Here is a 14686-nt window from a genome sequence, read left to right as displayed (position 1 = left end):
TTTGCTGGAGGCCGATAGCCTGGAGATCGAACAGATGGCACAGACAAGACGAGATTTCATCAAGAAGGCTGCAGCGTTATCGGCTGCATCCTATGTGGGAATGAGTTTGCCAATCGACAGCATGAATAGCGTGAGGGCGGACGAGGGTGTTACCTGGCACCCGGGCAGTTGCAGGCTCTGCGGAGTTGGTTGCCGGGTTGATCTGGGAGTCAGAGATGGTAACCCGATTGGCGTTCGGGGGATCACGGACTCACGTACCAACTTCGGCTATGTCTGCATGAAGGGCATGTACTTCTGGCGCTGCATGCGTCATCCTGATCGGTTGACAAAGCCAATGTATCGAAAAAAGAAGACCGACAAATTCAAAGAGATCAGCTGGGATGAAGCCCTCGATATCGCTGCGGGGAAATTTGCCGAAGCCCACAAGGCCGGAGGCGGTGAGGCTGTCGCCTACTATGGCTCCGGCCAGGCCCTGACAGAGGAGACCTATTTCTTCCAGAAAGTGATGCGTGCCGGGCTGCAATCAAACAATGTGGAAGGGAATCCACGGCTCTGCATGGCCAGTGCCGTTGGCGGCTATATGACCTCATTCGGGGCGGATGAGCCGATTGGTGGCTATTCCGACATAGAGAAGGCGCACTGCTTTTTTATTATCGGTTCCAACACGGCGGAGGCGCACCCGGTGCTGTTCAGGCGCATCATGCGGCGCAAGATGGATAATCCTGATCTGGTCAAGATTATCAACGTCGATCCGAGGCTGTCCCAGACCTCACGAATCGCAGATATGCATCTGCAGTTTGATCCGGGCACGGATCTGGCGCTGTTAAACGGCATGGCCAATGTAATCATTGCAGAGAAGTTGTATGACCAGGAGTTTCTCGACAATTACACCAGCTTCAAGAAAGGTAAGGGTGAGGACGCCTCTTTTGAGGAATATGCCAGCCAGGTAGCCCAATATACCCCGGACAAGGTGGTAGAGATGTGTGGCAAGGCCTTTACCCAGGATGAGCTTCGTCAGGCAGCGCGATGGTTTGCCACTTCCAAAGGCACCCTCAGCCTCTGGACCATGGGGCTCAACCAGCGTAAGCGTGGAGTGTGGGCGAATAATCTGGTTCATAACCTCCACATTCTGACCGGACAACTCTGCACGGACGGGGCGGACAGTCTCTCCCTGACCGGCCAACCGAACGCCTGTGGCGGTGTGCGCGAGGGTGGGGGATTGTGTCATATCCTGCCGGGGCACCGCGGTGTCGGCAATGACAAACTCCGTAACGAGGTGGAAAAACTCTGGGGCGTACCGGAAGGGCGCATTCCACCCAAACCTGGTCTGCACACCATGGCGATGTTTTCGGCAGTAAACGAAGGAAAAATCAAAGCCCTCTGGATTAACTGCACCAGCCCGGTACAGAGTTTGCCGAACTGCAATCTCTATAACAAGGGAATGGACAGGGAGGATGTTTTTATCGTCTGTACTGATATCTTCCCAACCCTGACAACCCAGAAGGCTAACCTGTTGCTGCCGACTTCGTTTCATTTCGAAAAAACAGGTGTCTACGGGTGCACCGAACGGCGTTCGCAGTTGACCAGAAAAGCCATAGACTCACCAGCCGGGGCTAAGCCGGAAGTGTGGATTGTCCTGGAATGGGCCAAGAGGCTGGCCAAGCTGCTCGACGATCCTGTTATTGCGAAATGCTATGAAGGCTTTGACGGCCTTGAAGAAGGTTACGAACTGCCCAAGGCAATCTGGGATGAATACAGCCAGAAGCTCACGGCGCACAGGGATAATGATCTGCGGGGAGCAACGTATGATGTACTTGCGAAAATGGCAGATGGTGTGCAGTGGCCTGCACCCGATGAAGCGTGGGCCAGTACCGGCGGCACGGTGAAAAAATTTGTGCGCGGGCGTGACCCGATGGCGGATACGGAAGCAAAGGATGACAAGCCGTATCAGTTCTACGGGGAAGCGCACAAAGATAGAAAGCTCTGGATCTGGCTGCGGGAGCAGGAAGACCCGGCCGAAACACCGGATGCTGACTATCCCTTCTATCTTTCCACAGGGCGTATCGTTGACCATTGGCACACCATGTCAATGACAGGCCGGGTACCTGAGCTGCTGAGGGCCAACCCGTATGCCTTCGTCGAGGTGAATCCGAAAGACGCCGCCCGCCTTGGTATCAAGCCCGGTGATATGGTGGAAGTGAAATCACGCCGTGGGGTAAATGTGTTGCCCGCCAAGGTGTATGAAGGCCCGCTTGAAGGTATGGTCTTCGTCTATTGGCATGATCAGCACCAGGATCGAATGATCAACAAAGTCACTAAAGATGCCTATGACCCAGGTTCATTTGAACCCGAGTTCAAGATCTGTGCAGTACAGGTAAAACGGGTCTCGGGACCGAAACCGCTCAAGCCGTATATCGCGTGAGTTACCTGGCCGAGACTGTGGCAGCTATAGAGAAGCAAAAGGCATTGACCACCGGGAGTTCAGGCGGCAAGGCCATGGTGAATACATAAAATTTTTGCCGGAGGTAAGCTATGCCGATCAGCGGAGTTGTTATTTCCAGTATTCCTGAGAGAACCTGGAGAGTAATGAAGAGACTGCAGCAGCTTGAAAGTGTAGATATTTTCGGACACGACAGGGCAGGCAATGTAGTGGCGGTTCTCGACACCACAACTTCTGAAGAGATGGAAAAGGTGATTGCGCTGATAACCGGGAATGAGGATGTTCTTAACGTGGGAATGACCTATTTAAACGCCGAAGACGAGGCGGCGCAGTTGGCACAGGGTGAGAGTCTGGCCAGGCCCTTCGGTTTTAAACTGGCTTCTGATGAAGGCTCGTGACCCGGCGTGATTTTTTTCGTCTGATAGTTTCGGGGCTTATCGCTGCCGCAACAGAGGCTGTCGCAACATCGCCAGCCACTGCCGGGCTGGTTGCAAGCCCGGTACAGACAAATCGGTTGCGGCCGCCGGGTGCTGTCTCGGAGAAACAATTTCCTGCCAGGTGCATTCGCTGTGGCCGGTGCGTTGAGGTGTGTCCATATCGATCAATCATCATGCTTGATATCCGGCATGGGATCCATGCGGGCACACCACTTGTCGAGGCGGAAAAAATTCCCTGTTATCTCTGTATGAAATGCGTTGTGGTCTGCCCCACCGGTAGCCTGCTGCCGATACGCCAGCAGGAGACCCGGATGGGGCTTGCGGTGATTAACACCTTCACCTGCTATACCTATGCGGGGGTGAGTCTCTGCAGAACCTGTTACGACAAGTGCCCTTATGTGGAAAAAGCGATCCGGCTGGATCAACTGCGCCCGGTGGTCGACGAAAACCATTGTACGGGATGTGGCCTCTGCACCCATGCCTGCCCGGTGACGGATGGCAACGGGTTCAAGGCGATCAATGTCGAACCCATCTATGCCGGGGCCGAGGGGGAGTAGATGATGCAGCCGGTGAGCGATGTTGAGTCTTCTACTGAAATCAAGCAACACCACCATGGGGAAAGACGGGCAGGTTTCAGGTGGGGAAGGCTCAGGCTGCTGGTTCTGACGCTGGCCTTTTTACTTATAGCAATGAACCCGCTGCTGAATTTTCATTTCCATATCAATTTCATTCAGGGTTGGTACCAGTCCCTGGGAGTCGGTGATCTCTGGTTTGTATCACCGCTGGAGGGGCTTGAATCGCTGCTTATTACCAGGGGCATCTATCTGCCATCACTGATAGGTATGCTGATCCCGGTATTGATCGCTCTCTGCCTTGGCCGGGTCTTCTGTTCATGGCTTTGCCCGGTGAGCTTCTTTCTGGAGCTGATTGAGCTGGGTCGCAGAAAAATCATTAAACAACGCTTTTTGTACAATCGACTGGTTGTTGCCAAAAAAGTGCTCTGGTTCACCCTGATTGTGGAGATTCTGGTCAGCCTCATTCTTGGGGCACCGCTCTTTGTATTTCTCTCTCCGCCCGGCCTTATCGGCCGCGAACTGATGATGCTGGTCTTTTTTCATAAGCTGGCACTGGAAGGGGGGATCCTGTTGATTGTTCTGGCATTGGAGCTTTTTACCCGTCGCTGTTATTGCCGCAGCTTTTGCCCGCTCGGAGCTCTACTGGCGCTGATAGGTACTCGTCGCCGCCTGAGGGTTGTTCGGGAGCAAGAGAGCTGCACCGCCTGTAAAATCTGTGATTATAGTTGCCCCATGGGCATTCGGCCCAGTCTCGGTGAAGCATCGGGAGCGTATTGCTGGAACTGTGGAGAGTGTGTCCAGAGCTGCAACCATGGTTCTCTGCACTTTCGATGGCTGGGTAGGGAAAATGTGTAATTGTCACTGTTACAGCTTTTCACTTCTTCTGATAAAGAGAGCGTAAATTGTTTTAAGTATAGGTCTTGATTGAATAAATTATGTGTGTCAACGGTGGCATCTACGGTAACAGGTCAAGAATCCACAACTTTGAGCAACTGTTATGACAGAAAACAGAGCAGCCCTTCCAGTCAAGGATTCAAAATATTTCATCAGCAGGGAGCTGAGCTGGCTCAACTTCGCCCTGCGAGTGCTGGAGCTGACGGCCAGCCCGGACCTACCCTTGCTTGAAAAAGTGAAGTTTGCAGGAATCATGGGGATGCTGCATGATGAATTTGCCATGAAACGACTGGGTGGCCTGAGAAACATAAAAAGACGAAAACCAAACAAAGTGCTCGATGGCGGGCGTACTCCCGGCGAAGAGATCATTGCCTGCCGGGAGGAGTTGCGCCAGCAGAGCGATAAGGTCGGCAGGCTGGTGGAGTCGCATCTGCGACCAGCCATGAACCAGGCGGGAATTGCGCTACTCGACTATGAGAATCTGGATGTCGAACAGAGGAGATATGCGGACAGGTTTTATCGTGATGCGGTCGAACCCATCCTGACCCCGCTGGCGGTTGATGCCAGTCACCCATTCCCATTCATCAGCAACCTGGGCTTGAATGTAGCCGTCACCGGTGAGGGCAAAAAAAGCGGACGGGGCAAATTCGTCCGCCTGAAGATACCTGCCAACCGGCCGCGCTGGGTGAAACTGCCGGCAGCTGGAGCCAGCAGCCAGGTGGCTGTACCGCTTGAGCAGGTTGTCGCTGCCAACGTCTGCCGTTTTTTCCCGGACTGGAAAAAGCTGAAGACCTATTTTTTCAGGGTGATACGGGCGGCAAAGGATAATCCCTGGGAGCGGCTTGATGTGGATGAGCATGAGCAGGAATTGCAGCCAGGCTGTATCATCGGTATGGTCACCGCCGAACTGACCTACAGAAAGTTCGCCGGTGTTACTCTTCTGCAGGTAAGCGAAGATATGCCTGAAAATCTACAATTATGGCTGGCGAGTCAGTTGCAGATGGACCCTGACGATATTATAGCAATCAAGGGACTGCTGGCGACAGCAGACCTGATGAAGTTCAATGTGGAGGGGCGGTCTGACCTGCGTGACCCGCCTTTTACCCCGACTCCCCACCCCCGCCTGGCTGATCCCGCCATGGATGATCCGGAGACCTTTTTTCAGGAGATCCGGGCTGGCGATATCCTTGTCCACCTTCCATACCAATGTTTTGACACCTCAGTCCTCCGCTTTATCCGTTACGCTGCCTCAGACCCGAAGGTTCTGGCCATTAAACTGACAATTTATCGGACCAGCAAGGATTCGCCGATCATGCAGGCGCTGATGGAGGCCGCCGGCAGGGGGAAACAGGTTGTAGTGTTGGTGGAAATCACCGCGCGTTTTGACGAAGCGCCGAATATCGCCTGGGGCAAGAAGCTGGAGAGGGCTGGAGTTCACGTTGTGTATGGAATGGAACGTTTGAAGACCCATGTGAAGCTGGCCATGGTAATTCGTGAGGAGCAGAGCGGTATTCGTCGTTATGTCCATGTCTCCACTGGCAATTACAATGTGCAAACCGCAAAAGTTTACGAAGACCTTGGTATTCTCAGCTGTAATCGGTTGCTCGGGGAAAACGTGGCCGCTCTATTCAATGAACTTACCGGTGGGGTATCATCTCATGGTTATGATATGTTGATGGTGGCTCCACACAATCTGAGAGAGCGCTTCGTGGAACTGATCCACAGGGAGGTCGCCCATGCCAGGGGTGGGCGCTCTTGCGGTATTTTCGCGAAAATGAATCAATTGCAGGATTGCGATATGATTCGCGAGTTGTATATGGCGAGTTCGGCCGGCGTGCCGATTGAATTGAATATTCGGGGACTTTGCTGTTTGCGTGCGGGAGTTCCCGGGTTATCGGATAATATCAGGGTCTATTCAACAATTGGCAGGTTTCTGGAGCACTCCCGCATTTATCGTTTTGAAAATGGAGGAGACCCTGAGTTTTTCATCGGCTCAGCCGATTGGATGCGTCGCAACCTCAATAGACGGATGGAAACCATAGTGCCCGTTGTAGATAGTATCCTCAAGGTACAACTCGATGAGATCCTGAATATACTCAAGAAAGATAACTGCAGCGCCTGGGATATGCATCCTGATGGCAGTTATCGCAGGAGGGTCCCGGCAAAAGGGGAGGAGAAACGCTCTGCCCATGAGATGTTTATGAGACGGGCAACTGGCGCATAAACAATTGCTACCGGCCTATTTGCTGGCAAAAGCCGACGCTTTCATGTATCTGTATTCTGTTTCAGGCAATATCCGCCTTGAATAAACCTGTTCCTGGCAGCCTGCTGTTGAAATTTCACCCGGCCGGTTGCAATTGCCCCGGCGTTGGCATGTGTCCCTGTCTTCAGTTATGACAAAGATCTCCCGACCCATTATCAGATACCTCACGGCTGCTGCAGCGTATACCTGTATCGGGCTCGGTGTACTTGGCGTGTTTCTGCCTGTCCTGCCAACTGTGCCTTTTTTTATTCTGGCCACAATCCTCAGTTTTCGCTCCTCCCCGAAATTGCGGCGCTGGCTGTTGAGGCATCCGCAATTTGGTGAGACCATCAGAAATTTCCTGCGTGATAAGAGCATCTCAGGCAGGATTTTGCGACGGGCGCTGATTACTTTATGGGCGGGACTCACCATCAGTTGCCTGCTGGTTCCGCACTGGTGGCTGAGAGCAATGCTGGTGAGTCTGGGAGGGGCGGTGACATTGTACCTGCTCAGTTTGAGTCGAATCGGGGAGTGAATTATAGCTATCGGCGAAAAAATACAATAGGATGCCCGGGGCGAAGGTTGAAAATTCGGTGCGATGTACACGTATCATCGTGCTAGATATTGATAATAAAAAATTAGAGGAAAGAAATGCATCTATATGAAACAGAAAAAGGCGATCGCTGGATTTGCATCCATTGTGACGAAGAAGAGCGTGAGATGATTGAAGAGAAGAAGTGGGAGCATATCTTCGAAAAGCATGACCAGGTGCTGCGTTGTTCAATTTGCGGCAAAGGCGATTACGACATTGAGGATTGATCGCTACAGAGGGCAGGAAGAAATATGGACGAGAAGATGTATCCGGTAGCTGATATCAGGCAGCTTGTAATTCAGGCACTGGTTCACCATAACAGTAGCCGGATAAATGCAGAAGCAGTAGCTGATGCACTTATCGCAGCAGAGATGGATGGCCTGCGCGGCCACGGCTTGTCGCGCCTTGTATCCTATTGCGGTCAGGCTGCCAGCGGCAAAGTAGATGGAAATGCGGAGCCGGTGGCAACCAGGGTCCGCGGCGCAGCGGTTCGGGTGGATGCGGGTAATGGTTTTGCTTACCCGGCCATGGAATTGGCTGTTTCGGAGCTGACAGCGCTTGCACCTGAAATGGGTGTTGCTGTGGCCGCAATAACCAACTCCCATCACTGCGGTGCTGCGGGATATCATGTTGAGAAGTTGGCCAGGGAAGGGCTCGTGGGTCTGCTCTTTGCGAACACGCCTAAGGCGATAGCCCCCTGGGGCGGCAGTCAGGCCCTGTTCGGAACCAACCCGATTGCTTTTGGTGTGCCGGGAAAAGATCGTGAGCCGATGGTGATTGATCTGGCGTTAAGCAAGGTGGCGCGTGGCAAGATCATGGTAGCGAGCAAAGAGAACAGGGATATCCCGGAGGGCTGGGCGCTGGATTCGGAGGGCAACCCGACCACCGATTCGGCCAGGGCACTGGGCGGCACCATGTTGCCGATGGGAGATGCCAAGGGCGCAGCCCTGGTTTTGATGGTTGAGATTCTGGCGGCAGCGGTGACTGGATCCAATTTTGGCTACGAGGCCAGTTCATTCTTTGAGGCGGATGGCAAACCGCCCAACGTGGGGCAATTGCTGATGGCAATTTTTCCCGGCCCACTATCCGGCGAGGCGTTTTATTCACGTATTGAAGCGCTGTTTGCAGAGATCCTGGGCCAGGACAATACCAGGCTTCCCGGTGAGAGAAGGCTTGGATTACGTGATGAGGCGCGGCAGCAAGGGCTTAAGCTTAACCCGGCGGAGTATAATCAGCTCAGACAACTGGCGGCAGCATAACTTTGACTGCGGTGTCATATTTGCGCTGAAATCGTCTTAGCAAAAACGGGGTTGCCGGAACTGCCGGTAACCCCGTTTTTGTCTGCTTTTTTACTTCTGGTTTCGATTTCCCATTAGCCCGGGCAGGACTGGGACGAAATTCTCCGCAGTAAATTCTCGTGGCCTGTTCTAACAGAGTACATGTTGAAATAATGGGGGCTAAAACCACCAGATCATTCTCTTTGGTGGATTTCCAAAGGATTCGAATGAGTCACCCGACTCCCTCAGCACTTCTTCCAGCTCATCGGCGCTGAACTCGTAACCATCGCTCTCGGCGGCGGCCAGGAAATCATCCATCGTTTTCAGTGCATCATACTTCATGCGCAAATTCGAATCCGTTCCTCCTGCGATTAACAACTCTTCTACTTGTGCTTTTGCCATATCGTCCTCACTGGTTCTGACTGGAATAATTGTTTACCTGATTATGATTCACATTAAGCAACAGCCGTGCCAGGTAGAGAACCAGGGCAATTTTGTCAGCAATTCCTTGGTAATTCTGCAAGGAAGGGCCGGTGGTTGAAAAGCAGGGAGCGGATGCTACGGAAGACGTTCACGGGGGGAAGAGCTCAAAAATGTTATAATATGACACTATTGCAGTAGAGTATACAGTTGGCGTCAAGCATTCGGGTTGCAGCAGAACATGCACTTTCTCCTGAAAATTATATGATTATTATATACGTGGTATGATCTGATAATGACTTGCGCCATTACGGTCTGAAATCTCCAACAATACTCTTCCCGGAGGCGAAATCATGAATGTCCAGAACCTCTCCACTGAAAAGACAGATTCAATTCGGCTGTATACCGGGCAGGGGGAGCCAATAAAGCTGAACAGCCTCTGGGAGGAGAGGACGGCGGTTTTGGTTTTCGTGCGCCATTTTGGCTGAGTCTTTTGTCGTCAGCAGGTCGCTGAACTTGAAAAAAGAAAAGCGGAATTTGATACACTTAAGGTGCGGTTGGCAGTAATCGGTTCAGGTGATAGCGCACATTTCCCGGCGTTACGCAGAGCCACAGGATACACAGGAGAGCTCTACACAGATCCGGACAGGGAATCGTTTCGGCTCTTCCAGTTTCAGAGTGGCGTGAGCAAGGTATTTGGGTTGAAGCCTCTTTCCCGTGCGTTTTCTGCTCTTAAAGCTGGTTTTTCTCCAGGTTCACTGCAGGGGAGTGCCTTGCAGCTGGGTGGTGCCGCTATTGTTAACACTGGTGGCGAGGTTATCTATCACTATATAAGCAAGGAGGCGGGTGATCATCCTGATCCTGAGCTGATGTTGAAAACTCTTGGTCAAACGGCCTGAAGAAAATCACTCGGAGAGGCTGACGATTCTGTCCAGGGCGACAAGACAGACTGGGATATAGGCAGCGGCCCACCAGGGCATATCAAACTCCAGCCTGCAGGTGTAATCAGTCAGGGGAATAACCCTGTGGCCGGTTGCTTTGAATTTGCCGACCCGCCAGCTCCAGAACTTTCCTTTATCGTAACGAGTGATAGCAAAAGGCAGGCGAAGTCCCAGAGCTGTAACGACCTGGCCATGGCTGTCAGCAGTGATGAAGGTATCCCGACAGGCAACAGAGGTCACCGAAGGCCCCCACGTCGACCAGAGAGTGGTATCTGTAATCAGGAGCCAGGCCTTGTCAGCGGAACAGTCAAGTTTACGGGAGGCTATCCATCTTCCATGGGAAAGTGCAATTTGTCCTTTCACTGTCTGTTGGCATAATTGAAAAAAGTTAAGGGGCGGCTACAATGAATGAACGAAAAAACAAACAAACATTCTTTGGCATTAAATTATAATTAACTCCTTGTACCGTATAACAGGATGGTTATTATTCTGTGCAAATTCCGAATATAATTATGACAGGTAATGTTCTGAAATTGAATATTAAAATGAAATGTTTCAGAACGTCCAAATTTTCCAAAGGAGGCGAAGCGTGCTACGAATAGGTCTGTTTCTCGCAACCAACCTGGCAATACTGGTATTGCTGGGGGTAGTAATGAGTGTTCTGGGGATTGACTCCAGATCTACATCCGGTCTGCTGGTTATGGCGGCGTTGTTTGGTATGGGTGGGTCATTTATCTCCCTTGCCATGTCGAAATGGATCGCCAAGAAATCAACCGGAGCCCATGTCATCGAACAACCGGCTAATCCGACTGAGAAATGGTTGTACGATACCGTAGCCCGCATGGCAAAGGAAGCAGAGATCGGTATGCCGGAGGTGGCGATTTACAATTCGCCAGCCATGAACGCCTTTGCCACAGGCATGAAGAAAAACGATGCACTGGTTGCCGTATCCACTGGTCTGCTGGCGAATATGTCACGCGATGAGGTCGAGGCGGTACTGGCCCACGAGATGACCCACGTCGCGTGCGGTGATATGGTAACCCTCACTCTAATTCAGGGGGTATTGAATACATTTGTTATCTTCCTGTCCCGCATCGCAGCGAATGTTATCAGTAATTTCCTGGGTGACGAGGAAGGGGGCGGCCTCGGCTTTTTCGGTTATATAGCAGTCGTCATCGTGTTGGAGATCGTGTTTGGACTTTTTGCCTCGATGATCGTCATGTGGTTTTCACGAAAACGGGAATTTACCGCCGACCGCGGTGCAGCATATCTGACCAGCAAGGACAAGATGATCGGCGCGCTGCAGCGGTTGCAGGCGCATCATGAACCATCACAGTTGCCAGAGCAGGTCGCTGCGTTCGGTATTCGGCCGAGAAAAGGTGGTATGGCTGAATTCTTCCGAAGCCACCCGCCAATCGATAAACGAATCGAGGCACTGCGTAATCTGTAATTGGCAGTGATCGGGACGTGTGGGAAGTGAAAGGGGGTATCGGCTTATCGATACCCCCTTTTTATCTTTTATGATCCTACCCTTCGGGGTAGCCGGGGAGTATTTTGCAGTACTTCAGGGTCGTTGATCCAATTGTAAAACCGAGATAATTTCCGAGAGAAATTCGTACTAGACCTTGAAACGAATATTGAGGATGTCACCGTCGACCACAATATAATCCTTGCCCTGCAGGTAAAACTTTCCGACCTTCTTCAGCTCGGCTTCGCTGCCGTGCTCGATCAGCTCGTCATATTTTATGACCTCCGCCCGTATAAAGCCACGTTGCAGATCGGAATGGATAGCCCCCGCAGCAACCGGGGCGGGTGAGTTGACCCGCACCAGCCACTGGTGAACTTCATCAGGGCCCACGGTAAAAAAGGAAATCCTGCCCAAAGCTTTGAGGCAGAGGGAGGTCAGGATCTCCAACGCCGGACGTTCGATACCGAGATCCTGCCTGAATTCCTGCTTCTCCTCTTCACTGTCGAGTTGGCTGATCTCAGCCTCAACCTGGGCCGAGACCAGCATCGCCTCAATTTTCTGTGTTTCACAGATTGATTGAACCTGCTCGAGCAGGGTCGTATCGTCGAGCTGGTCTTCAGCGACATTAAAGGCGAGGATCAATTCTTTTCTGGTGATAAGCGGGTAGCTGCGAATCATCAGGTCTTCGTCTTCGGTAAATTCCATCAGGCGTAACGGTTGTTCTCCCTCCAGGTGGGCCTGCATCCGCTGCAGCAGTTCCAGCTCTTTAACGCTTTTATCGTCTTTTATCTTTTTGATAGTCGTCTCAAGGCGCTCGATGCGCTTTTCGATAAAAATCTGATCGTGCATCAGCAGCTCCGAGTTGACCATTTCCACATCCCGGATGGGATCAACCGAGCCGGCCTCATGGTAAATTGACTCATCTTCAAAGGCGCGCACGATATGGCAGATCGCATCCACATCATTTATCTCTCGAAAGATATCGCCTCTGGCTATGGTCTCCTGCTCGATTTTGGGCAGCAGCACCAGATCCAGCCGGGCTTTTGTTTCTTTTTTGGGGTTATACATGGAGACAAGGGTGTCAAAACGGCTGTCTGTGATGTCTGCTGTGCCGGGGATGGGTTTGGCGGCACCGGTCTGGTCCCGGATTTCGCTGCCGGTGAGAACCTGGAAGAGTGTTTTCTTGCCGGTTTGGGGGAGGCCAACTATTCCTGCTTTCATATGTTCCTCGATAGTTAGATTTTTCGAAGACTTCAGTGAATGAGACGGCGTAATGATGAGTGGTTGAATGTTCTATTAAAACCGCAATAATGTCAGCGCTCAAGGGCTATTGCTGTTCTCTGGTGAATAATCGACAATGAGGACGTGGCGGGAAGAACACAGAGGCATAAAGCAACCTGTTTTTTATGGATAAGAAGGAGTGTGTTTGGCTTAATATATTGTTTTCGTAACATTTTAAATATAAAGCACTTCGTTTGATGTCGGGTGGAGATGTGGCCGGAAAAAAAGCGGCGATAAGTAGACAGTATGAACCCACGGTGATGTGGATATTGTCTCCCTGTTCAGTGCAGAGGAGTATTGAGACGAAAAAACAATCGATATTCGGGCAATAGGTGTCGAGGTCTATGGCTCCATTCAGGCCACCACCGGGATGTTTACCGATAACAGATGGCTTGTCCTCGATGGAACCATCAACAATAGGTATTTCCAACTCAACAAAGATTTACGGCGTATTCACGCCATCCCTCTAAGTCGTCTTCGGAATTAATCGCTCCCTCCCTTTGCTTATATTGCAATTTTCCGTGAAATTCCGGCTGACTGCCCGGGATATGGACGTCTGCATCGGGCAGCTCTCCCTATCTCGTCAATTTGCGGGCTTTTATTTGGCTCTGTAAAATCGAAAACTTATACAAAAATGTAAAGAGGGGTTGACAGCAGGTTCCCGAATCTGTTAAAAATGCGGGTTTTTTGGCCCAATTCTCACTTTGTAGTAACTCGGCCAATTTTCAGACCATATCAAGCAATCAACACGAAGAGGATTCCTGATGGGAAGCGAGCGTTCGAAACAGTTACGAGATCCTAATTATCTGCCACCGTTACACCAGTCTATCCCTTTGGGTATTCAACACGTGCTGGCCATGTTTGCCAGCAATGTTACCCCTGCGATTATCATTGCTCTTGCAGCCGGGTTCGCTTTTGGCTCAAGCGAGATGGTCTATATGATTCAGATTGTCATGGTCTTTGCCGGTATTGCCACCCTGTTGCAGACCATAGGTATTGGTCCCATTGGTGCAAGACTGCCGATTGTTCAGGGAACCAGTTTTGCCTTTATTCCGATCATGATTCCTCTGGTTCAGTCTGCAGGTATGCCGGCACTTTTCGGTGGCGTTATTGTTGGTGGTCTTTTTCACTTTCTATTGGGTACCGTGATTGGCAAAATCCGTAACTTCCTGCCACCTCTTGTTACCGGAGTGGTGGTACTTACCATTGGCCTTACCCTGCTCCCTGTCGGTATTAAATATGCCGCAGGCGGTGTACCTTTGATGGGTACGCCTGAGTTCGGCAGCTTGGCCCACTGGTCTCTCGCCCTGATCGTTATCGTGGTCACCATGGGTTTGAAGTTTTTTACCCGGGGCGTTGTTTCAAGTGCCGCCGTTCTCATTGCCCTGGTAATTGGTTACCTGGTTGCAATCCCGATGGGTATGGTCGATTTTGGCAAAGTTGGTCATGCACCCTGGTTCGAGATGCCTTCTCCGTTTAAGTTCGGGGTAGAGTTTCATGCCGCAGCGATTATCGGTATGTGTCTGATGTCTTTTGTTTCGGCCATTGAAACTGTTGGTGATATCTCAGGAATTACCAAGGGTGGTGCCGGGCGTGAGGCAACCGATAAAGAGATCTCAGGCGGAACAATGGCAGATGGTATCGGAACAGTGCTTGGCGGAATTTTTGGCGGTTTGCCCAATACTTCTTTTAGCCAGAATGTCGGTCTCATCACCATGACCGGTGTTATGAGTCGACACGTAGTGACCTTTGGTGCCCTGTTTCTCGTCCTGGCGGGTCTGGTGCCAAAAGTTGGTGCACTCATTTCGGCCATGCCTATCGCTGTTCTTGGCGGCGGTGTTATTGTTATGTTTGGCATGGTTGTCTCCGCCGGTGTGACGATGCTGAGTGAGGTGACCTGGGATAGGCGCAATATGCTGATTCTGGCGATTTCCCTTTCAATCGGTATTGGCTTGCAGGCTGTTCCGGATGCGCTGCAGCATGTACCGGCTACAGCAAAAATCCTGTTGACCTCAGGTATTTTGCCGGCTGCTGTATTGGCAATTTTTCTGAATATGGTGTTGCCTGAGAGGCTTCGTGATTAATCAGTGTTTCTGGGGCATTGTGGCTATTCGCCTGA

At 51.5% G+C, this 14686-nt stretch carries 13 protein-coding genes and 1 pseudogene; 11 read left to right on the top strand and 3 right to left on the bottom strand.

The annotated features are described in order from the left end of the window. The first annotated feature begins 34 nt into the window (after positions 1–34). From FCL45_RS01915 to FCL45_RS01880, 8 genes are all read left to right on the top strand, one after another. The gene (locus FCL45_RS01915; protein ID WP_136798674.1) at positions 35–2422 is read left to right on the top strand and encodes a molybdopterin oxidoreductase family protein; all 2388 of its coding nucleotides are present in this window, start codon (positions 35–37) and stop codon (positions 2420–2422) included. Positions 2423–2532: 110 nt separating this feature from the next. Further along, entirely contained in the window at positions 2533–2838 is a 306-nt protein-coding gene (locus FCL45_RS01910; RefSeq protein WP_136798673.1) for a chaperone NapD, read from the top strand. Then, entirely contained in the window at positions 2835–3434 is a 600-nt protein-coding gene (locus FCL45_RS01905; protein WP_136798672.1) for a 4Fe-4S dicluster domain-containing protein, read from the top strand. The genes FCL45_RS01910 and FCL45_RS01905 overlap by 4 nt, the downstream gene beginning before the upstream one ends. Then, positions 3435–4307 (top strand): 4Fe-4S binding protein, encoded by an 873-nt coding sequence (locus FCL45_RS01900; protein ID WP_228721430.1) that lies wholly within the window; start codon positions 3435–3437, stop codon positions 4305–4307. It abuts the gene before it with no gap. 142 nt (positions 4308–4449) lie between these two features. Beyond that, entirely contained in the window at positions 4450–6570 is a 2121-nt protein-coding gene (gene ppk1 / locus FCL45_RS01895) for a polyphosphate kinase 1 (RefSeq protein ID WP_136798671.1), read from the top strand. A 169-nt stretch (positions 6571–6739) separates the two neighbouring features. After that, positions 6740–7123 carry a YbaN family protein gene (locus FCL45_RS01890; RefSeq protein ID WP_136798670.1) on the top strand — a complete coding sequence of 128 codons (384 nt, stop codon included), beginning with the start codon at positions 6740–6742 and terminating at the stop codon, positions 7121–7123. A 116-nt stretch (positions 7124–7239) separates the two neighbouring features. Then, complete coding sequence (locus FCL45_RS01885; protein ID WP_153305561.1) at positions 7240–7407, top strand: hypothetical protein; 168 nt, start codon at positions 7240–7242, stop codon at positions 7405–7407. Positions 7408–7431: 24 nt separating this feature from the next. Continuing rightward, positions 7432–8439 carry an Ldh family oxidoreductase gene (locus FCL45_RS01880; protein ID WP_136798669.1) on the top strand — a complete coding sequence of 336 codons (1008 nt, stop codon included), beginning with the start codon at positions 7432–7434 and terminating at the stop codon, positions 8437–8439. A gap of 198 nt (positions 8440–8637) precedes the next feature. Here the strand turns inward: FCL45_RS01880 and FCL45_RS01875 are convergent, their stop codons facing one another. Beyond that, entirely contained in the window at positions 8638–8859 is a 222-nt protein-coding gene (locus FCL45_RS01875) for a Nif11-like leader peptide family natural product precursor (RefSeq protein WP_136798668.1), read from the bottom strand. Between the two features lie 542 nt (positions 8860–9401). Between FCL45_RS01875 and FCL45_RS01870 the strand changes: the two are divergent. Then, positions 9402–9776: pseudogene (locus FCL45_RS01870) on the top strand (peroxiredoxin-like family protein); the annotation flags it as partial. Positions 9777–9782: 6 nt separating this feature from the next. On the opposite strand, the gene FCL45_RS01865 reads toward FCL45_RS01870, so the two are convergent. Further along, positions 9783–10181: an SRPBCC family protein gene (locus FCL45_RS01865; RefSeq protein ID WP_217907640.1), complete on the bottom strand. Its 399-nt coding sequence runs from the start codon at positions 10179–10181 to the stop codon at positions 9783–9785. Between the two features lie 226 nt (positions 10182–10407). Here FCL45_RS01865 and htpX point away from each other — a divergent pair, with 226 nt between their 5' ends. Further along, complete coding sequence (htpX, locus tag FCL45_RS01860; protein ID WP_167495832.1) at positions 10408–11268, top strand: protease HtpX; 861 nt, start codon at positions 10408–10410, stop codon at positions 11266–11268. A 168-nt stretch (positions 11269–11436) separates the two neighbouring features. Here htpX and FCL45_RS01855 read toward each other — a convergent pair whose 3' ends face one another. Then, a complete protein-coding gene (locus tag FCL45_RS01855; protein WP_136798665.1) occupies positions 11437–12507 on the bottom strand; it encodes a DUF933 domain-containing protein in 1071 nt (356 codons plus the stop codon). Between the two features lie 824 nt (positions 12508–13331). Here FCL45_RS01855 and FCL45_RS01850 point away from each other — a divergent pair. After that, on the top strand, positions 13332–14651 hold the full coding sequence (locus FCL45_RS01850) for a uracil-xanthine permease family protein (protein WP_136798664.1): 1320 nt from the start codon (positions 13332–13334) through the stop codon (positions 14649–14651). The last annotated feature ends 35 nt before the right edge of the window (positions 14652–14686 follow it).

Origin of the sequence: Desulfosediminicola ganghwensis, assembly GCF_005116675.2 — a bacterium.
Taxonomy (GTDB): Bacteria; Desulfobacterota; Desulfobulbia; order Desulfobulbales; family Desulfocapsaceae; genus Desulfopila; species Desulfopila ganghwensis.
Note: the sequence above shows the minus strand (reverse complement) of the source record. Positions and strands in the feature narration are given on the sequence as shown.

Excerpts from the sequence above, each read along its gene's own strand:
- FCL45_RS01915 (WP_136798674.1), top strand. The coding sequence starts at position 35 with ATGGCACAGACAAGACGAGATTTCATCAAGAAGGCTGCAGCGTTATCG.
- FCL45_RS01910 (WP_136798673.1), top strand. The coding sequence starts at position 2,533 with ATGCCGATCAGCGGAGTTGTTATTTCCAGTATTCCTGAGAGAACCTGG.
- FCL45_RS01900 (WP_228721430.1), top strand. The coding sequence starts at position 3,435 with ATGATGCAGCCGGTGAGCGATGTTGAGTCTTCTACTGAAATCAAGCAA.
- ppk1 (WP_136798671.1), top strand. The coding sequence starts at position 4,450 with ATGACAGAAAACAGAGCAGCCCTTCCAGTCAAGGATTCAAAATATTTC.
- FCL45_RS01890 (WP_136798670.1), top strand. The coding sequence starts at position 6,740 with ATGACAAAGATCTCCCGACCCATTATCAGATACCTCACGGCTGCTGCA.
- FCL45_RS01885 (WP_153305561.1), top strand. The coding sequence starts at position 7,240 with ATGCATCTATATGAAACAGAAAAAGGCGATCGCTGGATTTGCATCCAT.
- FCL45_RS01880 (WP_136798669.1), top strand. The coding sequence starts at position 7,432 with ATGGACGAGAAGATGTATCCGGTAGCTGATATCAGGCAGCTTGTAATT.
- FCL45_RS01875 (WP_136798668.1), bottom strand. The coding sequence starts at position 8,859 with ATGGCAAAAGCACAAGTAGAAGAGTTGTTAATCGCAGGAGGAACGGAT.
- FCL45_RS01855 (WP_136798665.1), bottom strand. The coding sequence starts at position 12,507 with ATGAAAGCAGGAATAGTTGGCCTCCCCCAAACCGGCAAGAAAACACTC.
- FCL45_RS01850 (WP_136798664.1), top strand. The coding sequence starts at position 13,332 with ATGGGAAGCGAGCGTTCGAAACAGTTACGAGATCCTAATTATCTGCCA.